At 63.9% G+C, this 22,120-nt stretch carries 20 protein-coding genes; 10 read left to right on the top strand and 10 right to left on the bottom strand.

What is annotated here, in order from left to right:
- Positions 1-198: 198 nt before the first annotated feature.
- The gene (locus GGR38_RS09920) at positions 199-702 is read right to left on the bottom strand and encodes an NUDIX domain-containing protein (RefSeq protein ID WP_183625055.1); all 504 of its coding nucleotides are present in this window, start codon (positions 700-702) and stop codon (positions 199-201) included.
- A gap of 4 nt (positions 703-706) precedes the next feature.
- Positions 707-1,327 carry a 6-phosphogluconolactonase gene (locus GGR38_RS09925; RefSeq protein ID WP_183625057.1) on the bottom strand — a complete coding sequence of 207 codons (621 nt, stop codon included), beginning with the start codon at positions 1,325-1,327 and terminating at the stop codon, positions 707-709.
- A gap of 364 nt (positions 1,328-1,691) precedes the next feature.
- Here GGR38_RS09925 and GGR38_RS09930 point away from each other — a divergent pair, with 364 nt between their 5' ends.
- Positions 1,692-2,183 carry a response regulator gene (locus GGR38_RS09930; RefSeq protein WP_183625059.1) on the top strand — a complete coding sequence of 164 codons (492 nt, stop codon included), beginning with the start codon at positions 1,692-1,694 and terminating at the stop codon, positions 2,181-2,183.
- A gap of 50 nt (positions 2,184-2,233) precedes the next feature.
- Here GGR38_RS09930 and GGR38_RS09935 read toward each other — a convergent pair whose 3' ends face one another.
- The 3 genes from GGR38_RS09935 to GGR38_RS09945 all read right to left on the bottom strand — a co-directional run bounded on the left by GGR38_RS09935 (position 2,234) and on the right by GGR38_RS09945 (position 3,784).
- Positions 2,234-2,689: a Dps family protein gene (locus GGR38_RS09935; RefSeq protein ID WP_425497054.1), complete on the bottom strand. Its 456-nt coding sequence runs from the start codon at positions 2,687-2,689 to the stop codon at positions 2,234-2,236.
- Between the two features lie 151 nt (positions 2,690-2,840).
- Positions 2,841-3,410 carry a hypothetical protein gene (locus GGR38_RS09940; protein ID WP_183625063.1) on the bottom strand — a complete coding sequence of 190 codons (570 nt, stop codon included), beginning with the start codon at positions 3,408-3,410 and terminating at the stop codon, positions 2,841-2,843.
- On the bottom strand, positions 3,407-3,784 hold the full coding sequence (locus tag GGR38_RS09945) for a group III truncated hemoglobin (RefSeq protein WP_183625065.1): 378 nt from the start codon (positions 3,782-3,784) through the stop codon (positions 3,407-3,409). Before GGR38_RS09945 ends, GGR38_RS09940 begins: the two co-directional genes overlap by 4 nt.
- A gap of 398 nt (positions 3,785-4,182) precedes the next feature.
- On the opposite strand from GGR38_RS09945, the gene GGR38_RS09950 reads away from it, so the two are divergent.
- The 3 genes from GGR38_RS09950 (at position 4,183) to GGR38_RS09960 (ending at position 8,202) form a co-directional block, all read left to right on the top strand.
- Positions 4,183-4,656: a low molecular weight protein-tyrosine-phosphatase gene (locus GGR38_RS09950; RefSeq protein ID WP_183625067.1), complete on the top strand. Its 474-nt coding sequence runs from the start codon at positions 4,183-4,185 to the stop codon at positions 4,654-4,656.
- A gap of 69 nt (positions 4,657-4,725) precedes the next feature.
- The gene (locus tag GGR38_RS09955) at positions 4,726-5,769 is read left to right on the top strand and encodes an AI-2E family transporter (RefSeq protein WP_183625069.1); all 1,044 of its coding nucleotides are present in this window, start codon (positions 4,726-4,728) and stop codon (positions 5,767-5,769) included.
- A 147-nt stretch (positions 5,770-5,916) separates the two neighbouring features.
- Entirely contained in the window at positions 5,917-8,202 is a 2,286-nt protein-coding gene (locus GGR38_RS09960) for a TonB-dependent receptor (protein ID WP_183625449.1), read from the top strand.
- A 243-nt stretch (positions 8,203-8,445) separates the two neighbouring features.
- On the opposite strand, the gene GGR38_RS09965 is transcribed toward GGR38_RS09960, so the two are convergent.
- Positions 8,446-9,303, bottom strand: a complete 858-nt coding sequence (locus GGR38_RS09965; protein ID WP_183625071.1) for an alpha/beta fold hydrolase — start codon at positions 9,301-9,303, stop codon at positions 8,446-8,448.
- Positions 9,300-9,941 carry a TetR/AcrR family transcriptional regulator gene (locus GGR38_RS09970; protein WP_183625073.1) on the bottom strand — a complete coding sequence of 214 codons (642 nt, stop codon included), beginning with the start codon at positions 9,939-9,941 and terminating at the stop codon, positions 9,300-9,302. Before GGR38_RS09970 ends, GGR38_RS09965 begins: the two co-directional genes overlap by 4 nt.
- A 125-nt stretch (positions 9,942-10,066) precedes the next feature.
- On the opposite strand from GGR38_RS09970, the gene GGR38_RS09975 reads away from it, so the two are divergent.
- A complete protein-coding gene (locus tag GGR38_RS09975; RefSeq protein WP_183625075.1) occupies positions 10,067-11,323 on the top strand; it encodes a spinster family MFS transporter in 1,257 nt (418 codons plus the stop codon).
- Between the two features lie 248 nt (positions 11,324-11,571).
- On the opposite strand, the gene metC is transcribed toward GGR38_RS09975, so the two are convergent.
- From metC to GGR38_RS09990, 3 genes are all read right to left on the bottom strand, one after another.
- Positions 11,572-12,807: a cystathionine beta-lyase gene (gene metC, locus GGR38_RS09980; protein WP_183625077.1), complete on the bottom strand. Its 1,236-nt coding sequence runs from the start codon at positions 12,805-12,807 to the stop codon at positions 11,572-11,574.
- A gap of 107 nt (positions 12,808-12,914) precedes the next feature.
- The gene (gene sseA, locus GGR38_RS09985; protein WP_183625079.1) at positions 12,915-13,778 is read right to left on the bottom strand and encodes a 3-mercaptopyruvate sulfurtransferase; all 864 of its coding nucleotides are present in this window, start codon (positions 13,776-13,778) and stop codon (positions 12,915-12,917) included.
- 140 nt (positions 13,779-13,918) lie between these two features.
- Complete coding sequence (locus GGR38_RS09990) at positions 13,919-15,388, bottom strand: hypothetical protein (protein ID WP_183625081.1); 1,470 nt, start codon at positions 15,386-15,388, stop codon at positions 13,919-13,921.
- 261 nt (positions 15,389-15,649) lie between these two features.
- On the opposite strand from GGR38_RS09990, the gene queF reads away from it, so the two are divergent.
- The 5 genes from queF to GGR38_RS10015 all read left to right on the top strand — a co-directional run bounded on the left by queF (position 15,650) and on the right by GGR38_RS10015 (position 22,090).
- Positions 15,650-16,120, top strand: a complete 471-nt coding sequence (gene queF / locus GGR38_RS09995) for a preQ(1) synthase (RefSeq protein ID WP_183625084.1) — start codon at positions 15,650-15,652, stop codon at positions 16,118-16,120.
- A 97-nt stretch (positions 16,121-16,217) separates the two neighbouring features.
- Positions 16,218-18,419, top strand: a complete 2,202-nt coding sequence (locus GGR38_RS10000; protein WP_183625086.1) for an RNA degradosome polyphosphate kinase — start codon at positions 16,218-16,220, stop codon at positions 18,417-18,419.
- A gap of 11 nt (positions 18,420-18,430) precedes the next feature.
- On the top strand, positions 18,431-19,948 hold the full coding sequence (locus GGR38_RS10005; RefSeq protein WP_183625088.1) for a Ppx/GppA phosphatase family protein: 1,518 nt from the start codon (positions 18,431-18,433) through the stop codon (positions 19,946-19,948).
- 94 nt (positions 19,949-20,042) lie between these two features.
- Positions 20,043-21,029, top strand: coding sequence for a UDP-2,3-diacylglucosamine diphosphatase (locus GGR38_RS10010; protein WP_183625090.1), 987 nt, complete (start codon positions 20,043-20,045; stop codon positions 21,027-21,029).
- Entirely contained in the window at positions 21,026-22,090 is a 1,065-nt protein-coding gene (locus GGR38_RS10015) for a glycosyltransferase (RefSeq protein WP_183625092.1), read from the top strand. Before GGR38_RS10010 ends, GGR38_RS10015 begins: the two co-directional genes overlap by 4 nt.
- Positions 22,091-22,120 lie beyond the last annotated feature (30 nt).

Below are 22,120 nucleotides of genomic sequence, written 5' to 3' on the forward strand. Positions count from 1 at the left end.
GCTCAGTTCGCTGTTCTCTTCGGCGATCGTTTCGTTCGGGCCATGGCGGCCTGATGTTCAACCGCCGCCCCGTACACGGAATTCCTGACACTCCCCGCCGCAGGCGATAAATTGCCCAAGGCTGCGTCTGACACAAAACGCCGAACCTCACGCACAGCATAGACAGTATCGGGAGCGCGAGTGTCATGACCCTCGCACCTATCCCTCTTGCCCTTCCCCCAACACCCAAACCTCAATCCGCCCCCGCAAGGCAGGCAACAGATCCTCTGGCAGATCGTCAGGGGCAAAGAACACCGCATGGGTGATTTCGCGAAGGTCGGGTCGGGGCGTGCCGAGGCATTGGCCGATCACGATATGCACCTTGTTGCCCGCGCCATGCAGGGTGTCCTGCGCGACATCGGCCAATCGCGGATTCGTCAGGCCGCAGCCCAGTTCTTCGAACAATTCGCGCAAGGCGGCTCGGATCGGGTCCTCGCCGCGTTTCATGCCGCCGCCCGGCGGCATCCAGTCGGGCGAGCCATAGGAGTGGCGCACCAGCAGCACGCGCCCGGCCTCGTCGAGGGCGAGGATGCGGCAGCCTTCGAGGCTGGGCCGCCGGACCCGCCACCATGCCTTGCGCACCCGATGGGCTCCGCGCAGCGCGATGCGGTGCAACGGGGCGGGCAGGTGCGCGAGGATGGCTTCGGCGATCAGATAAAGCATGGCCTCATGTAAAGCATGTGGCGGGCGATTGCGCGGCCTTTAACAGACGGGCCACCGGCAGATCGTGTTCGCCCGCGATGGCGGCGCGCAGGATCGCTTCCTTTTCGGCCCCGCGCGCCACGAACAGCAAGGCTTCGGTGGCGACAAGGCTGGGGATGGTCAGCGAGAGGCGGTCGAAGGGTGCTTCGGGCGGAAGGGGATCGGGGGTCAGGCGCAGCACGCGCGCCGGGGCGTCGGGGCGGGGATCGGTATTGGGGAACAGGCTGGCGATATGGCCGTCGAGGCCCATGCCCAGCCAGACAAGCGCGAAATGCGGCGGCGCAGCATCTTCGACCAGCGGCACGATGCGCGCGCCCAAAGGTTCGAGCGCGGCGCGGATGCGGCCGACATTCGAGGCCGGATGATCATCGGGCACAACGCGGTCATCGCCGGGCCAAATCGCGATTCGATCAAAGGGCAGGCCCTGCCGCGCCAGTTCGGCAAGGATCGGGAATGGAGTCGACCCACCAGGCAGTGAAATGGCAATTTCGCCAGTGTGTGCTGCAAGTGCGTTCAACAGATGCTGGGCTAGCCAGTCGGCGATGGCGCTGTCGCTGGCGCCTTGGTTGATGGTGATGTCGGCCATCGATGTTGAATAGCAAACGCGGGCGGCAAGGGCAAAGCGGAGACAAAGCGATGCAATCCTATGCATCTGCGCATAAATCGGTGAACATGCCTAAGTAGGCGAGCCAGATTTTGCTAATGTTTGCCCGGAAACCGGCGATAGCGGTCCGGCCGGTGTTCATAATGGTAAATCCATGCAATTGATTGTGTTAATGCCCGCGGGACCTATTGAACAAAGTGCAAACTCCGTATCTTTTACTATGAGCACCGTAAGATCATAAAAATCAGAAAGCGATAGATTTTCTTCATGCGGAATTTCGGTCCGGCAATGAAACCCCGGACCTTTGTTTCGCACCTGATCTAATCGGGGGCTTATGGAGGAAGTAATGCTGGTTGAGCATGTTTTGAACGATCGTCTTTCTGATATCGCCGAAAAGGAGCCTAATCCCGAAGCAAGCCCCAATCCTGTTCAGGAAAAGATCGTCGATAAGGATGAAGCACGGGTCGATATTCTTCTGGTCGAAGATGACGACGCCGATGCCTACATCATCCTTGAGGCGCTCAAGAACATCCCCAAGGTCAAATCGGTCGTGAGGGCGATTGACGGGGTTGAGGCTTTGGAAATCGTCGATGCGCGCAATTTTGTGCCGCATCTGGCGCTGGTTGATCTTTCGATGCCGCGCAAGAACGGCTTTGCCCTGCTGGCCGAGCTGAAGGCGCGGATTCAGGTGGATTTTCCCTCGGTGGTGCTGACATCATCGCATGCGGAAATGGATGTGTTTCGCGCGGGCAAGAATGGCGCGTGGAAATACATCACCAAGAAGGACAAGATCCACATGATGACGCAGTCGCTGCGCCGCATCGTCAAGAAGATCTGATTTTTCTCAAGAACGGCTCTGCCCGCGGGGCGGCGGGCAGAGCCGGTTTTTTACCCCAGCAGGCTGGAAAGAAACCACACGCGGGTTTCGGCCTGATCGGTCCAGTCATCGGCCAGCCCGTCGGTGGCATTGTCGCCCGCGGCCCCGGCGGCGGACTTGACCTCGCGGATCGCCTCAACAAGGCGGCCGTTGTCATCGCGCAATTCGGCAATCATTTCGGCGGCGGCAAGATCCGCGCGCGGCTGATCGGCAATGCGCGAGGCCGCGGTGATCGCGCCGATCCCGGTCAGCGTTGCGCCGCCATTCTTGCGGACCCTTTCGGCCACAATATCGGTCAGCGCAAAAATCTCGCCCGCCTGCTGATCAAACAGCAGATGCAGATCGTGAAACTGCGGCCCCTTGACATGCCAATGAAAATTCTTGGTTTTCAGATAGAGCGTGAAGAGATCGGCCAGCAGGCCGTTGAGGCTGTGGGTGAGGGCGGTCTTGGTGTTGTGGTCGTTCATCTTGCGCATCCCTTGCTGAATTGCAGGCCTCGCAGCATCGCGGCCTTGCTGTGTTAAGGGCTGTCTAGCGCGTTTGGTTCAATTGGAAAAATGGATCAATGCGGGGAGTGTAATTGGGTATGGCGATTTATCTGCCATCGCAGAAATCGCACTATCCGTTAAATCCCAACCAGATCCACGCGGAAAGCCCCAATCCCAGCCCCAGCAGCACCGCGCCCGCCCAGCGCCGGATCTGGACAATTCCGCCCTGCGCGTCCAGCATCGTCTCCGCAGCGAGCCAACCCAGCAACAGCGCAAAGCCCGTGCCCACCGCGCCGCCTGCCGCCGCCGGGATCGGCGCATCGCCCACCAGCGCCACGGCCAGCACGATAAAGCGCGCCGCATCAGCAGCCTGATGCATCAGCAAAACCAGCGCGGCGGCGAAGAGCGAGCGGGTCGGTTCCTTGGCCTTGAAGCCGGGGCGAAAGATCAAAGCCTCGGCTCCGGCCGCGATCAGCGCGAAACAGGCCAGCACCAGCCGCGCGGGATAGGTCATCTGCGCGGCCATTTCGCCCGAAAACCATGCTGCAAATGCACAGGCCAGCGCGCCCGTGATCGCCCCCATCATCAGCAATCCGCCGTGCCGCCCCAGCCGCGCGGTCAGCGCCGCCGCCAGCATCTGATCGCGCGCGCCGATCCCGGCCAGAAAGCAGCCCAGCATGGCCCATAAGGCGGCGTTCACTCGAAAATCGCTTTCTGCATCACGGCGCCGATGCGGCGCGCATGGGCCTGCAAGGCGGCGGCATCATCGGGCCCCATCACCTGCGCGGTGGAGGCGTCCCACAAGGCCAGCCAGCGCTCGAACATCGCGGGGGTCAACTCGTCCTTCATCGCGCGATGTACCGCGATCGGCGCGCCGCGATAGAGGCCGCGCCCGCGCAACTGCGTGACCCAAAAAGCGGTCAGCGCGCGGAAATGGTGCGGCCAGTCGGTGATCCGCGCAAAGACCGGGGCCAGCAGCGCATCCTGACGCGCCCGATCATAGAAATGTTCGACCAGGCGGGCCAGATCGGGGTGGCGGATCTGCGCCGGATGAAGGGGGGCGGATTGGGTCACAACTGGCGGGCCTAGACGGGGTTGGCCGCGATGGAAAGAGCCTGTTTGCATCGCGTCTCGCCCCGGCACACCGGAGCTTTTTCGCAGGCCACTCCATTCGTCGAAAGTGCTGTGCGCTTTGTCGCGGGACTATTGTCTACTTAGTGAATTGAGATATGAGTGCCAGAGTCGTCCTGAAGCAGGCGGGGCGATGTTGGCAATGCTCGATGGGCGAAATCTTGCATCAGGCGCATGGGTGCGAGGTTTCGCCTGTCTGGTTTTTCGTAAAACGCGTACCCAACCTTTTAGGTAATGCTCGTCGCGTCTGTCCCGGATTGGGACCACAATTTAACAAATCGCGCGATTCTGCGCCTCGGGGCAAGTGACAAGGGCGGGAATCGCGGTTAATCTGTGCGCCGATGGTGTCGGAAGCCTCAGTCCTTTTTGTCTGTTTGGGCAATATTTGCCGCTCGCCTTTGGCCGAGGGCGCTTTTCGCGCCGCTGCCTCGCGGGCGGGTTTTGCCGTGCATGTGGACTCGGCCGGCACCGGGGGCTGGCACATTGGCGAGGCGCCCGATCCGCGCGCCCGCGCCGAGGCTGCGCGGCATGGCGTTGACATCACCCGGTTGCGCGCGCGTCAGGTCGAACGCGCCGATTTCCAGCATTTCAGCCATATCGTCGCGCTGGATGAGGCCAATCTGGCCGATCTGCGCCGCCTTGCCCCGGCGGACGCGTCCGCCCGACTGACGCTGCTGCTCGATCATTTGCCGGGGCGCGAGGGCCATTCCGTGGCCGACCCCTATTACGGCGGTGTCGAGGATTTCGCCGCCGCATGGAGCGAAATCGCCGCCGCCGCCGAGGCGCTGGTCGATCATTTGCGCTGCGGGGCCTGATAAATCTCGTGCCTTGGCCTGATGCTGTGGCATAAGCATCGGGAAATACGCCAATAGTAACGGGGCCCCATGCGCGACGACGATTTGATTGCCTTTACCCGCAAGGCGCTGGCTTTGCTTTTCATCGTGGCGCTGGCGGCGCTGGTGGTGGAATTGTCCTATCTGCTTATACTGGTGTTTGCCTCGGTGGTGGTGGCCGTCGTGCTGCGCTCGCTGGCGGGGCATTTCGTGCGGCTGCGGCTGGGCAATGGTGCGTCGGTGGGGCTGGCGGTTCTCTCCTTGCTGGCGATTTTTGCGGGGCTGGGCTGGATGTTCGGCGGGCTGGTTTCGGGCCAGTTTGTCGAACTGGGCCGCCAATTGCCGCAAGCGGTGGATGCCGCGCAGGCCTATCTCGACCATTGGCATATTGACTATAATCTGTCCGAAATGGCCAAGGTGGCGCGCGAGCAATTGTCTTCGATCTTTCAGCGGGCCAGCGGTTTTGTGATCTCGGTGGGCGGGGTGGTGGCCGATGTGGCGGTGGTGTTTGTGGGGGGCATTTTCTTTGCCGCCGACCCGGCGTTTTATCGCGGCGGGGTGCTGCGCCTGCTGCCGCGCTCGGTCGAAAGCCTGATGGCCGATGCGCTCGATGATTGCGGGCGCGGGCTGCAATTGTGGCTCAAGGGGCAGATGGTCTCCAGCCTGTTCATCGCCGCGCTGACGCTGGCGGGGCTGTTGCTGCTTGACGTGCCCTCGGCCTATGCTTTGGCGATTCTGGCCGGGGCCTTTGATTTCATTCCCTATCTGGGGCCGGTGCTGGCCGCGATTCCCGGCGTGCTGGTCGGCTTTTCGGCCAGTCCGACGACAGGCCTGTGGACCATTGGCCTTTTCGTGCTGGTTCAGCAGATTCAGGGCCATGTGGTGCAACCGATGGTGCAGAAAAGCTCGGTCGATCTGCCCCCGGTCGTGCTGCTCTTCACCGTGATCGCCACGGGCACTTTGTTTGGGCCTCCGGGCGTGTTGCTGGCCGCGCCGATGACGATTGTCGGCTATATTCTGGTCCAGCATCTCTACATTGGCGCGATGCTGGGTCGCAGGCCCAAGCGGCCTGCCGGACCGCGCGAGCCCACCTGAATCAGCTTTCATGTTGCGCCTTGGCAACGCTTTTGCGGGCTTTTTCGGTGCGCCTATAATTCAAAGTTGAAAGGCGGTTCACCTTTCAATATTGTCCCCTTCAGACGCCGGCGCAAAAGATCGCCGCGCAAGGAGAGGAACATGGCCCTGAACGCCCGCAACAGCCTTCGTCCGTTCACCGCAATCCTATTTGCCAGCGCGGCCATCGGCGCGCTGCCTGCGCCCGCTCTGGCCCAACAGGGCGCGAGCAATGGCGACATCATCGTCACCGCCCGCCGCCGCAACGAATCGCTGAACAGCGTTCCCATCACCATGACCGCGCTGACCGGCGACCAATTGGCCGCCAAGGGCTTTGCCGACATCACCTCGCTGGCCGATGAAGTGCCCAACGTGACGCTGGAGCCTTCGCGCGGGACCAACTCGACGCTCTCGGCCTTCATCCGCGGCGTGGGTCAGCAGGACCCCGTTTCCGGCTTTGAACAGGGCGTCGGCATCTATTTGGATGATGTCTATCTCAACCGCCCGCAGGCCGCGGTGCTGGACATCTATGATGTCGAACGCGTCGAGGTGCTGCGCGGACCGCAGGGCACGCTGTATGGCCGCAACACGATTGGCGGCGCGATCAAATATGTCACCAAGAAGATCGACGACAAGCTGCATCTGGGCCTGCGCGGCACCTATGGCAGCTATGATCAGGCCGATGGTGTGGCCACGATCAGCAGCCCGATCACCAAGGACGGCTTGATCCGCGCCAGCGGCACGCTGGCCCGCCTGACGCGCGGCGGGTTTGGTAAAAACCTGACCACGGGCCTGTCGAATTATAACAAGGACATCTGGGCCGGGCGCGGCACTCTGGAGGTCCATGGCGACAAGATCTTCGCCCGCCTGACGGGCGATTACACGCATGACATGTCGAACCCGCGCGGCGGCCACCGCGAAATTCCGGGCCAGTACAGCGGCGCGCCGGTGCTGGCCAATGTGTTCGACACGCAGGCGGGGCTGAACAGCCCCAAGCAGGATGTGAAGGCATGGGGCTGGTCCCTCTTCCTTGAGGCCAAGCCGAGCGAGGCGTTGACGCTGCGTTCGATCACGGCCTTCCGTAAGGACGATTCGGCCTCGCCCATCGACTTTGACGCGACCGCCTCGCAGGACGTCGATGTTCCGGCCTATTATCGCAATAAGCAATGGAGTCAGGAGCTTCAGGTGCTTTACAGCAAGGGCCGGTTCAACGGTATGGCGGGGTTCTATTACCTCTATGCCACCGCGCTGACCCAGTTTGACGTGCGCCTGTTTACGACCGTTGCGGGCCTGACCGCCTATACCGACGCCAATATCCGCACCGACACGATGGCCGGTTTCGTCAACATGTCCTATGACATCACCGACCAGATCAGTATCGAGGCAGGCGGGCGCTATACCTGGGACAAGCGCTATGCCCAGATCCTGCGCCAGAATTACGTGGGCGGGGGTTCGCCCACCTTTGGCGGGGCGGGCACCGCATCGGGCGCGGCCAGCACCAATTTCCTGGGCAGCGCCAGCTATACCAAATTCACCCCGCGCGTATCGCTCAACTGGAAGCCGGACTCGAACAACACGATCTATGCCAGCTTCAGCCAGGGCTTCAAGGGCGGCGGGTTTGACCCGCGCGGCGTGGGCGTCAATGCGCCCGCCGGTGTGACACAGGGCCAATATCTCAGCTTCCGCCCGGAAAAGGTGGACAGCTATGAAATCGGCCTAAAGACTCGTCTGTTCGATCGGAAACTGGCGCTCAATCTGGCCGCATTCCGCATGGATTACACCGATGTGCAGATCCCCGGTTCGGTGGCCTGCACGGTGGGCGGCCTGCCCAGCTTCTGCGGCGTGGTGTCCAATGCGGGCAAGGCGCGGATGCAGGGCGTGGAGGCCGAGGGTAAGCTCAAGCTGGGCGCGCTCTCGCTCAATGGTTCGCTGGGCTATATCGACGCCAAGTATCTGCAATATATCACGTTGATCGCCGGGGCGCCCACCGATGTGGCCGCCAACCGCAAGGTGCAGAACACGCCCGCATGGACCGGCAATGCCTCGGCCTCCTATGCGATCCCTGTGCCCGCCGGTTCGCTCGACCTGTCAGGCGGCGTTTCGTGGAAAAGCACCACCTATCAGTTCGAAGTACCCAACCCCTATCTCGATCAGCCCGCCTATGCGCTCTTTGACGCCAGCCTCGTCTACCGCGCGCCCGGTGGCCGCTGGACGCTGGGCGTCTATGGCAAAAATCTGGCCGACAAGCGCTATAAGACCTCGGGCTATACCTATGTCGCGGCCAATGCCACCACCGGCGCGCTGACCTATACCGGGGCGGGCAATCTGATCCCCACGCTGGGCAAGGAAGGCGTGCTGACCACCTATTGGGGCAATCCGCGGCAGGTGTTTGCGACGGCTACGGTGAATTTTTAAAGGGATAGGGGGGCAGGAGTGCCTCCGGCGGGCAAAGGGCGAAAGCCCTTTGCAATCCCGATAAAGGGGTGGTGCTTCGATGGCGACGGGGCGCTGAACTCGATTGATTGAAAGCCTGCGGCGCGATTTAACAGCGCCGCAGGCTTTCAATTTTCAACGCCGCGTCTGACACAAAACGTTGAACCGATGGCGCAACAAAGACAGTAACGGGAGCGCGAGGGTCTAGACCCTCGCATCTACCCTTTAATCCACCCGATCAAAAAACCGCCCCATCGCCGCCCGCGCATCCGGCTCATCCATCATCGGCGCATGGCCAACGCCTGCCACCGGGGCCAAAACCGCGCGCGGCTTGCCCGCCACCATCGCCTCTGCCACATCGGCATCCAGCAGATCAGTAACCGTCCCGCGCAGCACCAGCACGGGCCGCGCATCGGCAAAGCGGTGCCATTTGCCCCACGGGTCCGGGTCGGCCACGATGCGGGCCAGCGCGCGGGCGATGCCGGGGTCGTAATCGGCGATGACCTGTCCGCCTTCCTCGCGGAACAGGCGGCGGGCCATGGCCATCCAGTCGGCGGGGCCGTAATGGGCAAACACATCGGCGTTCATCGCCGCGCAGGCGTCTGCTGCGGCCTGCCAGTCGGGCAGGGGCTTGCCCTGACCCACATAGCCCGCGATCCGACCCAGCCCGACCATGGAAAGCTGCGGCCCGATGTCATTTATGACCGCGCCGGCCACCAGTTCGGGATAGAGCGTGCCCAACTCCACCGTAATCAGCCCGCCCATCGAGGTGCCGACAAAGATCGCCCGGCCAATCCCCAATTGCGTCAAGAGCGCGGTAATATCCGCGACATAGGTGGCGATGTCATAATTTTCCGCCGGGTCGCGCTCGGAATGGCCGCGCCCGCGCATGTCCAGCGCCAGCACCCGCCTTTGCCGCGCCGCGATCCATGGCGAGACATTTTCGAAATCGCGCGAATTGCGGGTCAGGCCGTGCAGACATACCACCGGCAGCCGCGCCTCGCCGCCCGCCCCGGCATAATCGCGGGCAAACAGGTTCAGCCCCTCGGCGCTGCGCCAGTGGCGGGGCTCATGGCCGCTCATGGCTTTTCCTCCCGCCGGGCAAGGCCCTCGGTGATGAAACGCCCCGCCTCGCGAACGACATCCTCGGGCGCCTCATCGCCCCACACGCCGTATCGCAGGCCGAGAAACACGTTGATGCCCATCAGCGCCCATGCGCGCACCTCGCAATCGCCCTCGCTGATCTCGCCGCGCTCCATCGCCGATTGCAGGCGGGCGGCGATGCGGGTGGCCGATTTGGTGTAATGTTCGCGATAGGCCGCCGGATCGACGAATTCCGATTCGTCGATGATGCGATAGATCTCTTTATGCTGGCGCACGAATTCCAGATAGGCGAGCTGGCCCGCCTGTTCGGCGGCGATCTGGTCCGGGGCGGCGGCGATGCGGGGGGCGACGAAATCCTTCACCTGACCCGAAAGATCGCGCACCAGCGCCTGAAAAATCGCTTCCTTGCTGTCGAAATAGACGTAAAAGCTGCCCGTGGCCACGCCTGCGCGCGCGGTGATCTGGCTGATGGCGGCGTCGTGAAAGCCCTTTTCGCCAAATTCCTCGGCCGCGGCATTGAGCAGCGCGCGCAAGGTGCGCCGCCCGCGCTCGGTTTTGGGCACCTTGTTGGCGCCGGGGATGGGGGCGGGCGCAGGGGTGTTTTTCGTATCAGACATCGCTCTTGCCGCTTTCTAATTTGAAGCGTGATTCATTTTTCACTATTATGCCCAAGCAGGCCCAAAGCGCAAGGTTTACCCCGCAAGGTTTACCGGACAGGCGCAAGGCCCCTTGGGAGAGAAACATGTCCGAACCCGCAACCGGGCGAGAGCCAGTCACAAAAAAGCCGATATTTGTGCTGGCCATGCTGCTGGTGGTTTACACATTCAATTTCATCGACCGCCAGATCTTTGGCATTCTGGCCGGACCGATCAAGGCGGATCTTCATCTGAACGATACCGAACTGGGCGTGTTGGGCGGCTTTGCCTTTGCGCTGCTCTATTCCACAATGGGCCTGCCGCTGGCCTGGCTGGCCGACAAACGCGGGCGCACGCCGGTGATCGCCGCCTCGCTGGCGGTGTGGAGCGCCTTTACCGCGCTTTGCGGCGTGGTCTCGGGTTTCTGGTCGATGTTCGTTTGCCGTCTTGGCGTGGGCGTGGGCGAGGCGGGCGGGGTGGCGCCGTCCTATGCGCTCATTTCCGACGCTTTTCCGCCCCATCAAAGAGCGCGGGCGATGGCGGTTTATTCGCTGGGCATCCCGCTTGGCTCGGCGGCGGGCATATTGCTGGGCGGCTATGTGGCGGCGGTGGTCAACTGGCGCGCGGCCTTTCTGGGCGTGGGGTTGGCGGGGCTGGTGTTCACGCCGCTCTTCGCCCTGCTGGTGCGCGATCCGCCCCGGCCCGATACGGTCAAGGCCCCGGCCATGATCGAGGTGCTGCGCATCCTTGCGGTCAAACGCAGCTTCTGGCTGCTGGCCTTTGGCGCGAGTTCAAGTTCGATGATGGGCTATGGGCTGGCCTTCTGGCTGCCTTCGCTGATGCGGCGATCGTTTGGCTTGGGGCTGGTGGAAACCTCCCATTTCTTTGGCCTGCTGCTGCTGATCGGCGGGACTGTGGGGGTGATGGCGGGCGGCATCTTCGCCGACTGGCTGGGTGGCCGCAGCCGCGCAGCCTATGCCCTGTTGCCGGCTGTGTCGTTTCTACTGGGGGCGCCGCTGTTCGCCGCCGGGCTCTATACCGGATCAGCCCAGATCACCTTCTGGCTCTTCCTCCTGCCTCAGGCGCTGGTCTATCTCTGGCTCAGCCCGGTGCTGACCGCCGTGCAGCACCTTGTGCCCGCCCCGATGCGCGCCACCGCCTCGGCCAGCTTCCTGCTCATCAACAACCTCATCGGTGCAGGGCTGGGCTCGCTGACCATTGGCAGGCTGTCGGATTGGCTCACCCCAACCTATGGCGATGACGCCCTGCGCCATGCGATCCTGCTGGGGCTGGGCTTCTATCTGCTGGCCGCCGTTTTGATGATGGCGGGGGGGCGGTTTCTGGCGCGGGAATGGGTGGATTAAAGGAGGAAGTTTGCCTCCGGCGGGCAAAGGGCGGGGGCCCTTTGCAATCCCGTTATGGGGTCGCGGCAGGTTTGCCACGAAGTGTTATTGTGCAAGATTTCAACGAAAAGCCTGCGGCGCCAATCAGCGCTATCCCGCCGCGCCGCAGGCTTTATAAAATGGCCTGCCGCGCGACGATCCCGATTTTAAAACCCCCATTCATGGGATTGCAAAGGGATCGAGTCCCTTTGCCCGCCGGAGGCATATTTTTACCCTTGGGCCGCCCAAACCTCCAAAGCCTGCTCCAGATCCGCAATCAGATCGCGCGGATCTTCAAGCCCAATCGACAGACGCACGCCAAAGCGATCCTCCGCCTCCATCCCCGCCAAGGGCCAAACGCTGGCCGTGCGTACGCGGGCGGGGTCGAGCGGGGTGGCGAGGCTTTCAAAGCCACCCCATGAATAGCCGATGCCGAAGAGCGCAAGGGCATCGATCAGCGCATCGCGCGCCGCGCCCGTACCGCCGCGCAGGACAAAGCTGAACAGTCCGCAGCCGCCGGTGAAATCGCGCCGCCACAGGTCATGCCCCGGCGCGCCAGGCAGCATCGGGCAGAGCACTTTCGCCACCTCTGGCCGCCCTTGCAACCATTGCGCAATCGTCAGCGCACTGGCCGTCTCGCGCTCCAGTCGGATCGAGAGCGTGCGCAGGCCGCGCAGCACCAGCGCTGCGTCATCGGGGCTGACCACGGTGCCCATCTGCTGGGCATGGCGGCGCAGGCGGTCGTACCATTCGGGGCCTGCGCTGGCGCTGCCCATCATCACGTCGCTGTGGCCGCCCGCGTGCTTGGTCAGCGCCATCAGCGTGATGTCCACGCCGTGGGGCAGGGGGGCAAAGCCGAGGGGGCTGGCCCATGTGTTGTCGATGATGCTGATGATGCCTCGATCGCGGCAGATGGCGGCGATGGCAGGCACGTCCTGCACGTCGATGGTCAGGCTGCCGGGCGATTCGAGCAGGACGGCGGAGGTGCGCTCGCAGATCGCGGCCTCGAAACTGGCCAGATCAGTGGGGTCGAACCAGCGCGTTTCCACGCCGATAGTTTTGAGGATACCATTGCCCAGCGTCCGGCTCGGCTCATAGGCATTGTCGGTCATCAACAGCACATCGCCCGGCTTCAACACCGCCAGCAACACGCCCGAAATCGCCGCCAGACCGCTGGGATAGAGCACCGTGCCCGCCGCGCCCGACTCGATCTGCGTCAATGCCTCGGCCAGCGCCCATTGCGTCGGCGCGCCGCGGCGGCCGTAATAAAACCGCCCATCCTCATTATAGGCATGGCCCGCGCGCAGCGCCGCCATATCGGGATAGAGATGCGTCGAGGCGCGCCACACGGCGGGCGTCACAACGGCGGAGGGGTGATTTTCGATGCCGGTCCATTCCGGACGGCGCCCCGCCAGCGTCAGCTGCGTGTCGGTGTGCAGGGCAGATGTGTCGATGTTCTTGGCCATGGCGATGCTCTGGCCGTTTTTTTGCCCCGCGAAAAGTTGAGTTTGCAAATAGGGACAATTTGCCGCACCGAAACGCCCGGTGCGGCCAAATCGTCAGGCCCCGGTTTTCAAACTCTGGCCGCGTTATATTGCGCCGGGCCGGTTTCTTTGGGCATGGCGGGGTCCGCGCCCCATTCGGCCCAACTGCCGTCATAAAGCGCGACATCTTCCTTGCCGATCAGATGCAGCGCGAAAATCAGCACGCAGGCAGTGACGCCGCTGCCGCAGGAGGTGATGATCGGGCGGGACAGGTCGATGCCCACGCTCTCAAACGCCTCGCGGATGCCCTTGGCGTCTTTGAACGTGCCGTCGGCCCGATACATTTGCGTATAGGGCACGTTGAAAGCGCCGGGGATATGGCCCGCCGCCATGCCGGGGCGCGGTTCGGGCGCGCTGCCTGCAAAACGTGCGGCGCCGCGCGCATCGACCACCTGTTCCGCCCGCGTGCCGATATTGGCCAGCACGGACAGCTTGTCGCGCAGCTTTTCCGATGCCTGCCATGCGGTGTAATGGCGATGGCGCAATTTCTTGTCGCCTTCCTCCACCTTGCGCGCCTCGGCATGCCATTTGGCAAGTCCGCCATCCAGGATCGCCACATTCTGCGCCCCGAACAGTTTGAGCATGAACCATGCGCGCGCCGCGCTGTGGATGGCCGAGTCGTCGTAAAGCACGATGCGGCTGCCATCGCCAAGGCCGAGCGACTGCATCCGGCTGGCGAAACGCTCAGGCCCGGGCAGGGTGTTTTCGATCCTCGCCCCCGGATCGGCCAGATCGGCCAGATCCATGAACACCGCACCGGGGATATGCCCCGTTTCATATTCGTCCTTCGCGTTGCGACCCGCGTCGGGCAAGTGGCTGCTGGCGTCGACGATGCGCAGATCGCACGCCTCCATATCATCAGCCAGCCACTGGGTTGTCACCAGGCTTTCCATTCGCCGGCGCTCCTCCTTCGCTGCGAAAGCGAAAAATCTAGGCCCGAATTGTGATCGACGCAAACAGTTTTGTCGAGAAACGGGCTGCTATGAACTTTATATTGACCTAAAGTATTATATTGCAAGTGCGAAGGTATGCTCTACCCCTGCTTGTGCGCAATGCTTTGCACCAGCAGATTATCGTACAGATGCGCCCCGCCATCCAGCGGAATCGGCACCAATCGTCCCCCTTCCTCGGGCAGACCGATCAGAAAGCTGCGGTCCTGAAAACGATGGGCCGATGCGCCCTCGACCGTAACGAAGATTCGCGCCGCGCCGACCAGCAAACGCATCGTCCCCAGCCGCAATGTGGGCAATATGGCCACGGGCACGCGCCATTCCTCGGCAATCGCGGCTTCCTCGCCCGGCATCAGCGTGGCCAGACTATGCGCCAGCGCGGTGTCAGGCAGATCGCCCTCGGGCGTGCTCATGCAACTGTCCACGCGAATCGGGCCCAGCGCCCCCGCGCCTTGGTTGCGCAGCGTCACGCGGAAACGCAATTCGATGCGCGACGCGCTGGTGCTCAACCGCAAAGCCTCAAAACGGATGATCAGCGGATCGGGCGGAGCGATGGGCGCGGGCGCGGCCGGTTGGATCCGGTTGAACAGGGGCGACGGCTTGAACACTCCGCGCGCGGGCGCCTCCTCTTCGGGCTCAGCGTGCGGGGCGGGGGCCGGTTCGGGGGCAAAGTCATGGACGGGATTCGGGCTGAGGGCGGGCGCCCGGAGCGTGACGTCTGCGGCTGGCGATGGTTCGGACGTGCTCTCATCCTGTGCGCCGACACAGGCAAAATTGGCAAAGGCAGCGGCAGGACGGGCAGCGGCTGGGTGCGCATCGTCATCATCTACCGCATTGTCATGATCCACCGCATTGGCGCGATCAAGCAGCCGGGCGATGGTGGAGGGATGATCCTCTTCATGCGATGCAGCGGCAGCAGAGATGGAGGCAGCCGCCGGGCGCGCGGCCTTGGGTGTTTTGCGCAGAAATGGCGTGGGCTCGGGCTGGGCCTCATCCAGAGCCCGTTTGGCCCGCCGCGCGCGCCGGCGCAGGATCAGCCACAGAACCCCCAGTTCCGAGGCCAGCCCGAACCCGATGCCCAGCGGATAAAGCATATCGCGCGCCAGCGGGCGGGCGTTCGGTGTGGTCGCCGCGCGCCCGGCGGCCTCGGCGTGCGCGCGCGCTGGAACCGACGACGCAACCGGCGCAACCGGCGCAACCGGCGCAACCGGCGTAACCGGCGCTGCGTAGGTGGGGGCGGCTATCGGCGGCAAAGGGGGCGTCTGCGCGGCCGGGGGTTGGCTGGTATGGCGGCGACGGGGCGGTCGGGTGCTTTCGGCGGGGCGGTTTTCCCTCGCCGTGCCAATATCTTGGCGCGGGGCGGGCTTTAGCGCCGAACTCTCCTTGGCCACAGGATTCTTGACGCTGGCCGTTCCGGTTGCGGGCGCCGAGGGCGCGGCGCCGGAGGGCGGGCCGAAAATGTCGATGGATTGCGCGCCCGTGGGCGGCGCCCCCAGCACCGTCCCGGCGGCCATCGCCCCGCCCAGCATCAGCCCCGCGACCGCGCGACGCAAGACTACGAGCCCCGCCGGACGGCGCGGCACGGCGACCGGGGCGCCCCGCTCACTTTGGCCGGATCTGAACAATTTGCGCATCGCGCCCTTGTCGCTCCATACTGGTTATCCGAGAAATAATCTGGGGCGCGGGCTAATCCTAGTTGTGACTTGCACCTATCCGGAGGTGCCTGAAGCCTTAACCCTGCCCTGTCGGCCGGTATCGGGTTGTATCGGACGGGCGGTCTTGTCTCGGAGGGGCGGGGGTGGCATGGGGATGGCATGAGCAATTCCCATGACGCGCCGCTTGCCCCCAAATTCCTTGGCCAGAACACCGGCCTGCCCGCTTCGCCTGATGAGGCGGTGCTGGATTATGTGCCCAATCCGCGCGTGGGCAGCCTGTATCTGACGCGCTTTGCCGCGCCGGAATTCACGTCTTTGTGCCCCGTTACGGGGCAACCGGACTTTGCCCATATCGTCATCGATTATGCCCCCGATCAGACGATTGTGGAGAGCAAGTCTTTGAAACTCTTCCTCGGTTCGTTCCGCAATCATGCCGGTTTCCACGAGGATGTGACGGTGGGAATCGGCCAGCGCCTGTTCGACGAAATGCGTCCGAAATGGTTGCGCATCGGCGGCTACTGGTATCCGCGCGGCGGCATCCCCATCGACGTGTTCTGGCAATCGGGCGCCGCGCCCGAAGGGCTGTGGGTGCCAGAGCAAGGCGTGGCTTCCTATCGCGGGCGGGGATAAAAGGGCATTATTGCCCTTGCGGCATTCCCCTGTCATCCTAGTGTAACCTTATGTCGGGAGGGCGGGCCTGTGCTTGCCCACCTTGTCGAGGAATATCATGGACGCTCTTGCCGCTTCTGTTGCCGAAACTCCGCCCATCAGCAGCGATCTGGCCGCGATCAAGGCCATTCCCGACCGCTTCTTCAACCGCGAACTCTCGTGGCTGACCTTTAACCAGCGGGTGCTGGAAGAGGCGCGGCGCAAGGAATATCCGCTGCTCGAAAGGCTGCGGTTTCTCTCGATTTCGGGCAACAATCTGGATGAATTCCTAATGGTGCGCGTGGCCGGGCTTGCCGGACAGGTGCGCCGCCATATTGCCGAGGTTTCCATCGACGGCCTTGCCCCGCCGCGCCAGCTGGCCGCGATCCGCGACGAGGTGATGCGGCTGGAGGCGATGCAGCAGGAGATCTGGCTCGAACTGCGCGAGGCGCTGGAGGGCGAGGGCATCCATGTGGTGGGCGACCGGGGCGGGCGCAGCCTCGATGCGGTGCAGTCGCGCTGGCTCAAGGATTACTTCCTTGATCGCATCCTGCCCGTCATCACCCCGCAGGCCATCGATCCGGCGCATCCTTTCCCTTTTGTCACCAATGGCGGCATGGGCGTGATGATGAGCCTGACGCGGATTGCCGATGGCGCGCAGGTGATGGAGATGGTGCTGATCCCGGCCGCCCTGCCGCGCTATGTCCGCATTCCGGGCGACGATGAGGCGGCTTATGTCTCGATTGCCGATGTCATCTGGCTCAATGCTGAAAGCCTGTTTCCCGGTTTTCAGGTGCTGGGCCATGGCGTGTTCCGCGTGCTGCGCGACAGCGACATCGAAATCGAGGAAGATGCCGAGGATCTGGTGCGCTATTTCCGCACCGCGATCCAGCGCCGCCGCCGGGGCAGCGTCATCATGCTCCAGCTTCAGGGCGATTTCCTGCCCGAGGCCGAGCAATTGCTGCGCGATCAGTTGCGGCTCGATCATGCGATCATCATCCGCAGCCATGGGCCGATCGACATGGCGGGCCTGTCGGCCATTGTGGATGAAAAGCGCCCCGAGCTGAAATTCGCGCCCTATTCGCCGCGCTATCCCGAACGCATCCTTGAGCATGATGGCGATATTTTCTCGGCCATCCGCGAAAAGGATCTGGTGGTTCACCACCCGTATGAGAGCTTCGAGGTCGTCATCGACTTCCTGCGCCAGGCCGCCGCCGACCCGGATGTGGTGGCGATCAAGCAGACGCTCTATCGCGCGGGCAAACAGTCCTCGATCATCAATGCGCTGTGCGCCGCGGCCGAGGCGGGCAAGTCCGTCACCGCCGTGGTGGAATTGAAAGCCCGCTTTGACGAGGAGCAGAACCTGCACTGGGCCAGCCAGCTCGAAAATGCCGGGGTTCAGGTGATCTACGGCTTTGTCGACTGGAAAACCCACGCCAAGATCAGCATGGTCGTGCGCAGCGAAAAGGACAGCGATGGGGGGCTTGCCTATCGCACCTATTGCCACTTTGGCACGGGCAATTACCACCCGATCACGGCCCGCATCTATACCGACCTGTCCTATTTCACCGCCGATCAGGCCATCGGGCGCGACGCGAATCAGATCTTCAACTTCATCACCGGCTATGTCGAACCGCGCCGCACGGCCTTGCTTGCGGTCGCGCCGGTGTCGTTGCGCGAACGTATCTATGGCAGCATCGAGCGCGAGATCGCCAACGCCAAGGCGGGCAAGCCTGCCCAGATCTGGGGCAAGCTCAACTCGTTGACCGACAGCCAGCTCATCGACCGGCTCTATGAGGCAAGCTGCGCAGGCGTTGAGGTGCGGCTGGTGGTGCGCGGCATCTGCTGTCTGCGCCCCGGCATTCCGGGTCTGTCGGAAAACATCACGGTCAAATCGATCATCGGGCGCTTTCTTGAGCATACCCGCGTCTGGGCCTTTGCGGGCGGCGCGGCGCTGCCCAATCCGCGCGCCCGCGTCTTCATCTCCAGCGCCGACGGCATGAGCCGCAACCTTGACCGCCGCGTCGAGGTTTTGGTGCCGATCCGCAACAAGACCGTGCACGATCAGGTGCTCGATCAGGTGATGATGGCCAATCTGCTGGACAGCGAGCAAAGCTGGCTGCTGGGCGCCGATGGCCATTACAAACGCGCGGAAATCGGCGAGCAGCCCTTTAACGCGCATCGCTATTTCATGACCAATCCTTCGCTGTCGGGGCGCGGGGCATCGCTGGGTTCGGGGCGCAAGGTGCCCAAACTGGCGCTGCGCCGAGGTCGGGCGTAAAGCGGAAAACTATGATTCGCCTCCCCGCTTCTTTTCCGTCCGCGCAGGATCAGCGCGCGATTATCGACATTGGTTCCAATACCGTGCGTCTGGTCATCTATGGCGGGCCGGTGCGCGCGCCGGTGGTGCTGTTCAATGAAAAGGTCACCGCGCGTCTGGGCAAGGGCGTGGCCGAAAGCGGGATGCTGTCGGCCAAGGGCATCGCCTCGGCGCTGGGCGCGCTGGCGCGTTTTGCCATCATCCTGAAATTGCGCGGGGTGGACGATGTTCAGACCGTGGCGACGGCGGCGGCGCGCGATGCGGCCAATGGCGGCGAATTTCTTGAACAGGTGGCCGCCCTTGGCCTTGAGCCCCGGCTGCTCTCGGGCGAGGAAGAGGCCGTGGCCAGCGCGCGCGGCGTGCTCTCGGCCTTTCCGGGCGCCTGCGGGATCGTTGCGGATCTGGGTGGCGGCTCGCTCGAATTGATCGACATCGAGGGCGATGCCAAGGGCGGCGGGCGCTGCACCCACGGCATTTCGCTGCCGCTCGGCACGCTGCGTCTGGCGGCGATGCGGGTGGATGGCAGCGAGAAATTCGCCCGCCGCATCCACCGCATGCTCAAAGGGCAGGACTGGGACGCCCATTCGGGTCAGGTGCTCTATCTGGTGGGCGGTTCGCTGCGCGCGTTTGCCCGCTTCGCCATGGAGCAGGTGAACTGGCCGATCGATGATCCCCATGCCTATGAACTCTCGCCCGAGGAAGTGCTCTCGGCGGTGCGCGCCTTGCAATCCAAGACCGCGCGCGGGGCCGCGCTGGCGCCGATCAACGGGGTTTCGGCCTCGCGTCTGGCCAGCCTTGCCGATGCTGGGGCCTTGCTGGGCCAGCTGGTCAAGGAATTGCATCCCTCCCGCGTGGTTTTCTCGGGCTGGGGTCTGCGCGAAGGTTTGCTGGCGGGCACGATGGGCGCGAAGACGGCGGGGCAGGACCCCTTGCTGGCGGGTGTTGTCGCCTTTGTTGAAATGCAGCAGCCGGGCCTGTCCGGGGCGGCTGAACTGGTGGCGCGCTGGACCGCGCGGCTGGGCTATGCCGGGCCGGACAATCTGCGCCGCGCGGCGGTGATGCTGGCGCTGGCCTCTTTGCGCTCGGAGCCCAATCTGCGCGCCGAACAGGCCGCGCAATGGGCGCTGCGCAAACGCTGGCTGGGCGTGGATGAGGCCGGGCGGGCGATGATCGCCATGGCCGTGCTGGCCAACAGCGGGCAGGCCGAGATCCCGACCGAGCTGCCCCGGCTGGCCCCCTTGCAGGATCTGCGCGAGGCGGTGATCTGGGGCATGGCCACGCGGCTGGCCCGCCGGTTCTGCGCGGGCGCGGGCGAGGTGCTGGAGGCATCCTCGCTGACCATTTCCGGGCGCAAGCTGGTGCTGGCGACGACTCACGCAATGGCCCCGCTCTATACCGATGCCTGCGCCAAGGATCTGCGCGTTCTGGCCGAGATGATGGGCCTGACCCCGCATCGGCTCAGCGTGGAAAGCGCGGCTGATCTGCCCTAATCGCGGTTCTGTCACAGTTCTGACTTGGCCCCGTCATGGCGGTGCAATTTGCCTGATATAATCCGCGCGCAACGGGTTCTATCGGGGATATGTCATGGCGCGCGCTGCTTTTGCTTCGGGGCTCGATCCGGCTCAGACGGCTTTTCTGTTTGGCGAAGGGGGCAATCGCGTGGCGCTGGATGGCGACGCGGCGGTCGTTTCGGCCAAGGGCGGGATCGCCTCTTGGCTCGATCTGCCCGAAGCGCCCGATCCCAAGGGGCTGCGGCCCAAGCGGCGCTATCGCACGGTGTGGATTTCCGATGTCCATCTGGGCACGCGCGGCTGCAATGCCGATATGTTGGTCAGCTTCCTGCGCTCGGTGGAAACCGAGACGCTCTATCTGGTGGGCGACATTATCGACGGTTGGCGGCTGAAAAAGGGCTGGTACTGGCCCGACGCGCATAATGAGGTGCTGCGCCGCATTCTGAAGATGGCGCATCGCGGCACGCGGGTTGTCTTCATCTGCGGCAATCATGACGAGATGCTGCGCCCCTATGCGGGCCTGACCTTTGGCGGGGTGGAATTGCTGCTCGATGCAATCCACACCACGGCTGACGGTCGCCGCTTGCTGGTGGTGCATGGCGATGCGTTTGATGCCATCGTGCTCTATCACCGCTGGCTCGCCTTTCTGGGTGACAAGGCCTATGAGCTGATGCTGCGGGTCAACACCACGTTCAACGCGGTGCGGCGGCGGATGCATCTGCCTTACTGGTCGCTTTCGGCTTACCTGAAAAAGCGGGTCAAGAACGCGGTCCAGTTCATCACCCGCTATGAGGAAGCCGTGGCCCATGCCGCCGCCGAGCGGGGTGTCGATGGTGTGGTGTGCGGCCATATCCATTCGGCCGAAATCCGCCAGTTCGGCGCGATCACCTATTATAATGATGGCGACTGGGTGGAAAGCTGCACCGCGCTGGTCGAGGATTTCGCGGGCCAGATGAGCATCATCGACTGGCTGGCCGAATTGAAGAAGAATGCCGCCGAAAATTTCGTCGACAAGGCCCCGGTCGCCCATGAGGCTATGCCGACGGGCGTGCCTGCGTGACCGCTCCCCGGATTGCAATCGCCAGCGATGCGTGGTTCCCTCAGGTCAATGGCGTGGTGCGCACACTGGCCGCCACGGTCGAGCATTTGCGCGGGCGCGGGGCAGCGGTCGAGATGATCACCCCCGACCGGTTTCTGACCATGCCGATGCCCGGCTATGCCCAGATCCGGCTGGCCGTGGCGCCGCGTTTCAATGCGCGGCGGATGCTCGACACCTATCGCCCCGACATCGTGCATATCGCCACCGAAGGCCCGATCGGCTGGGCCGCGCGCGGTTGGTGCCGGTCGCGCGGGGTGCCTTATACCAGCGCCTTTCACACGCGCTTTCCCGAATATCTGGCACTGCGCTCGGGGCTTTCGGCCGAATGGTTCTGGCCGGTGATGCAGCGTTTCCACGGCGCATCACGCGCGATCATGGTGGCCACGCCCAGCCTCGACCTCGAACTGGCCGCGCGCGGATTGGCCCAGACGCGGCGCTGGAGCCGGGGCATCGACCATGCGCTGTTCACCCCCGATGGGCCGGTGGCGGCGGATATGGCCGATCTGCCGCGCCCGATCCTGCTGAACGTGGGCCGGGTGGCGCCGGAAAAGAACCTTGAAGCGTTCTGCGAGCTGAACACCGCCGGCAGCAAGGTGGTGGTGGGCGATGGCCCTGCGCTGGCCGAGATGCAGCGGCGATACCCGCATGTGCATTTCCTTGGCCCCAGGAGCGGCGCGGCGCTGGCGGCCGCCTATCGCGCTGCCGATTGCTTTGTATTCCCCAGCCGCACCGACACATTCGGGCTGGTCATCATCGAGGCGCTGGCCTGCGGGGTGCCGGTGGCGGCCTATCCGGTAGCCGGGCCGCTCGACATTCTGGGCGCGGATGGGCGCGGCGAGGGGGGGATTGCCCCTGAACCAATCGCCGCGCTGGACGAGGATCTGGACGCGGCGGTGGCGCGCGCGCTGGGCCTGTCGCGGGCCGGGGCTGCGGCGTTCGGCGCGGGCTTTACATGGGAAAATGCCACCGATCAGTTCCTCGCCGCGATTGCCAGCGCGCTGGAGTTGACGAAGGCGGCCTGATCGACGCTTGGCTTCACCCGCCTCCATGGG

It is taken from the genome of Novosphingobium sediminicola (genome assembly GCF_014196525.1).
Taxonomy (GTDB): domain Bacteria; phylum Pseudomonadota; class Alphaproteobacteria; order Sphingomonadales; family Sphingomonadaceae; genus Novosphingobium; species Novosphingobium sediminicola.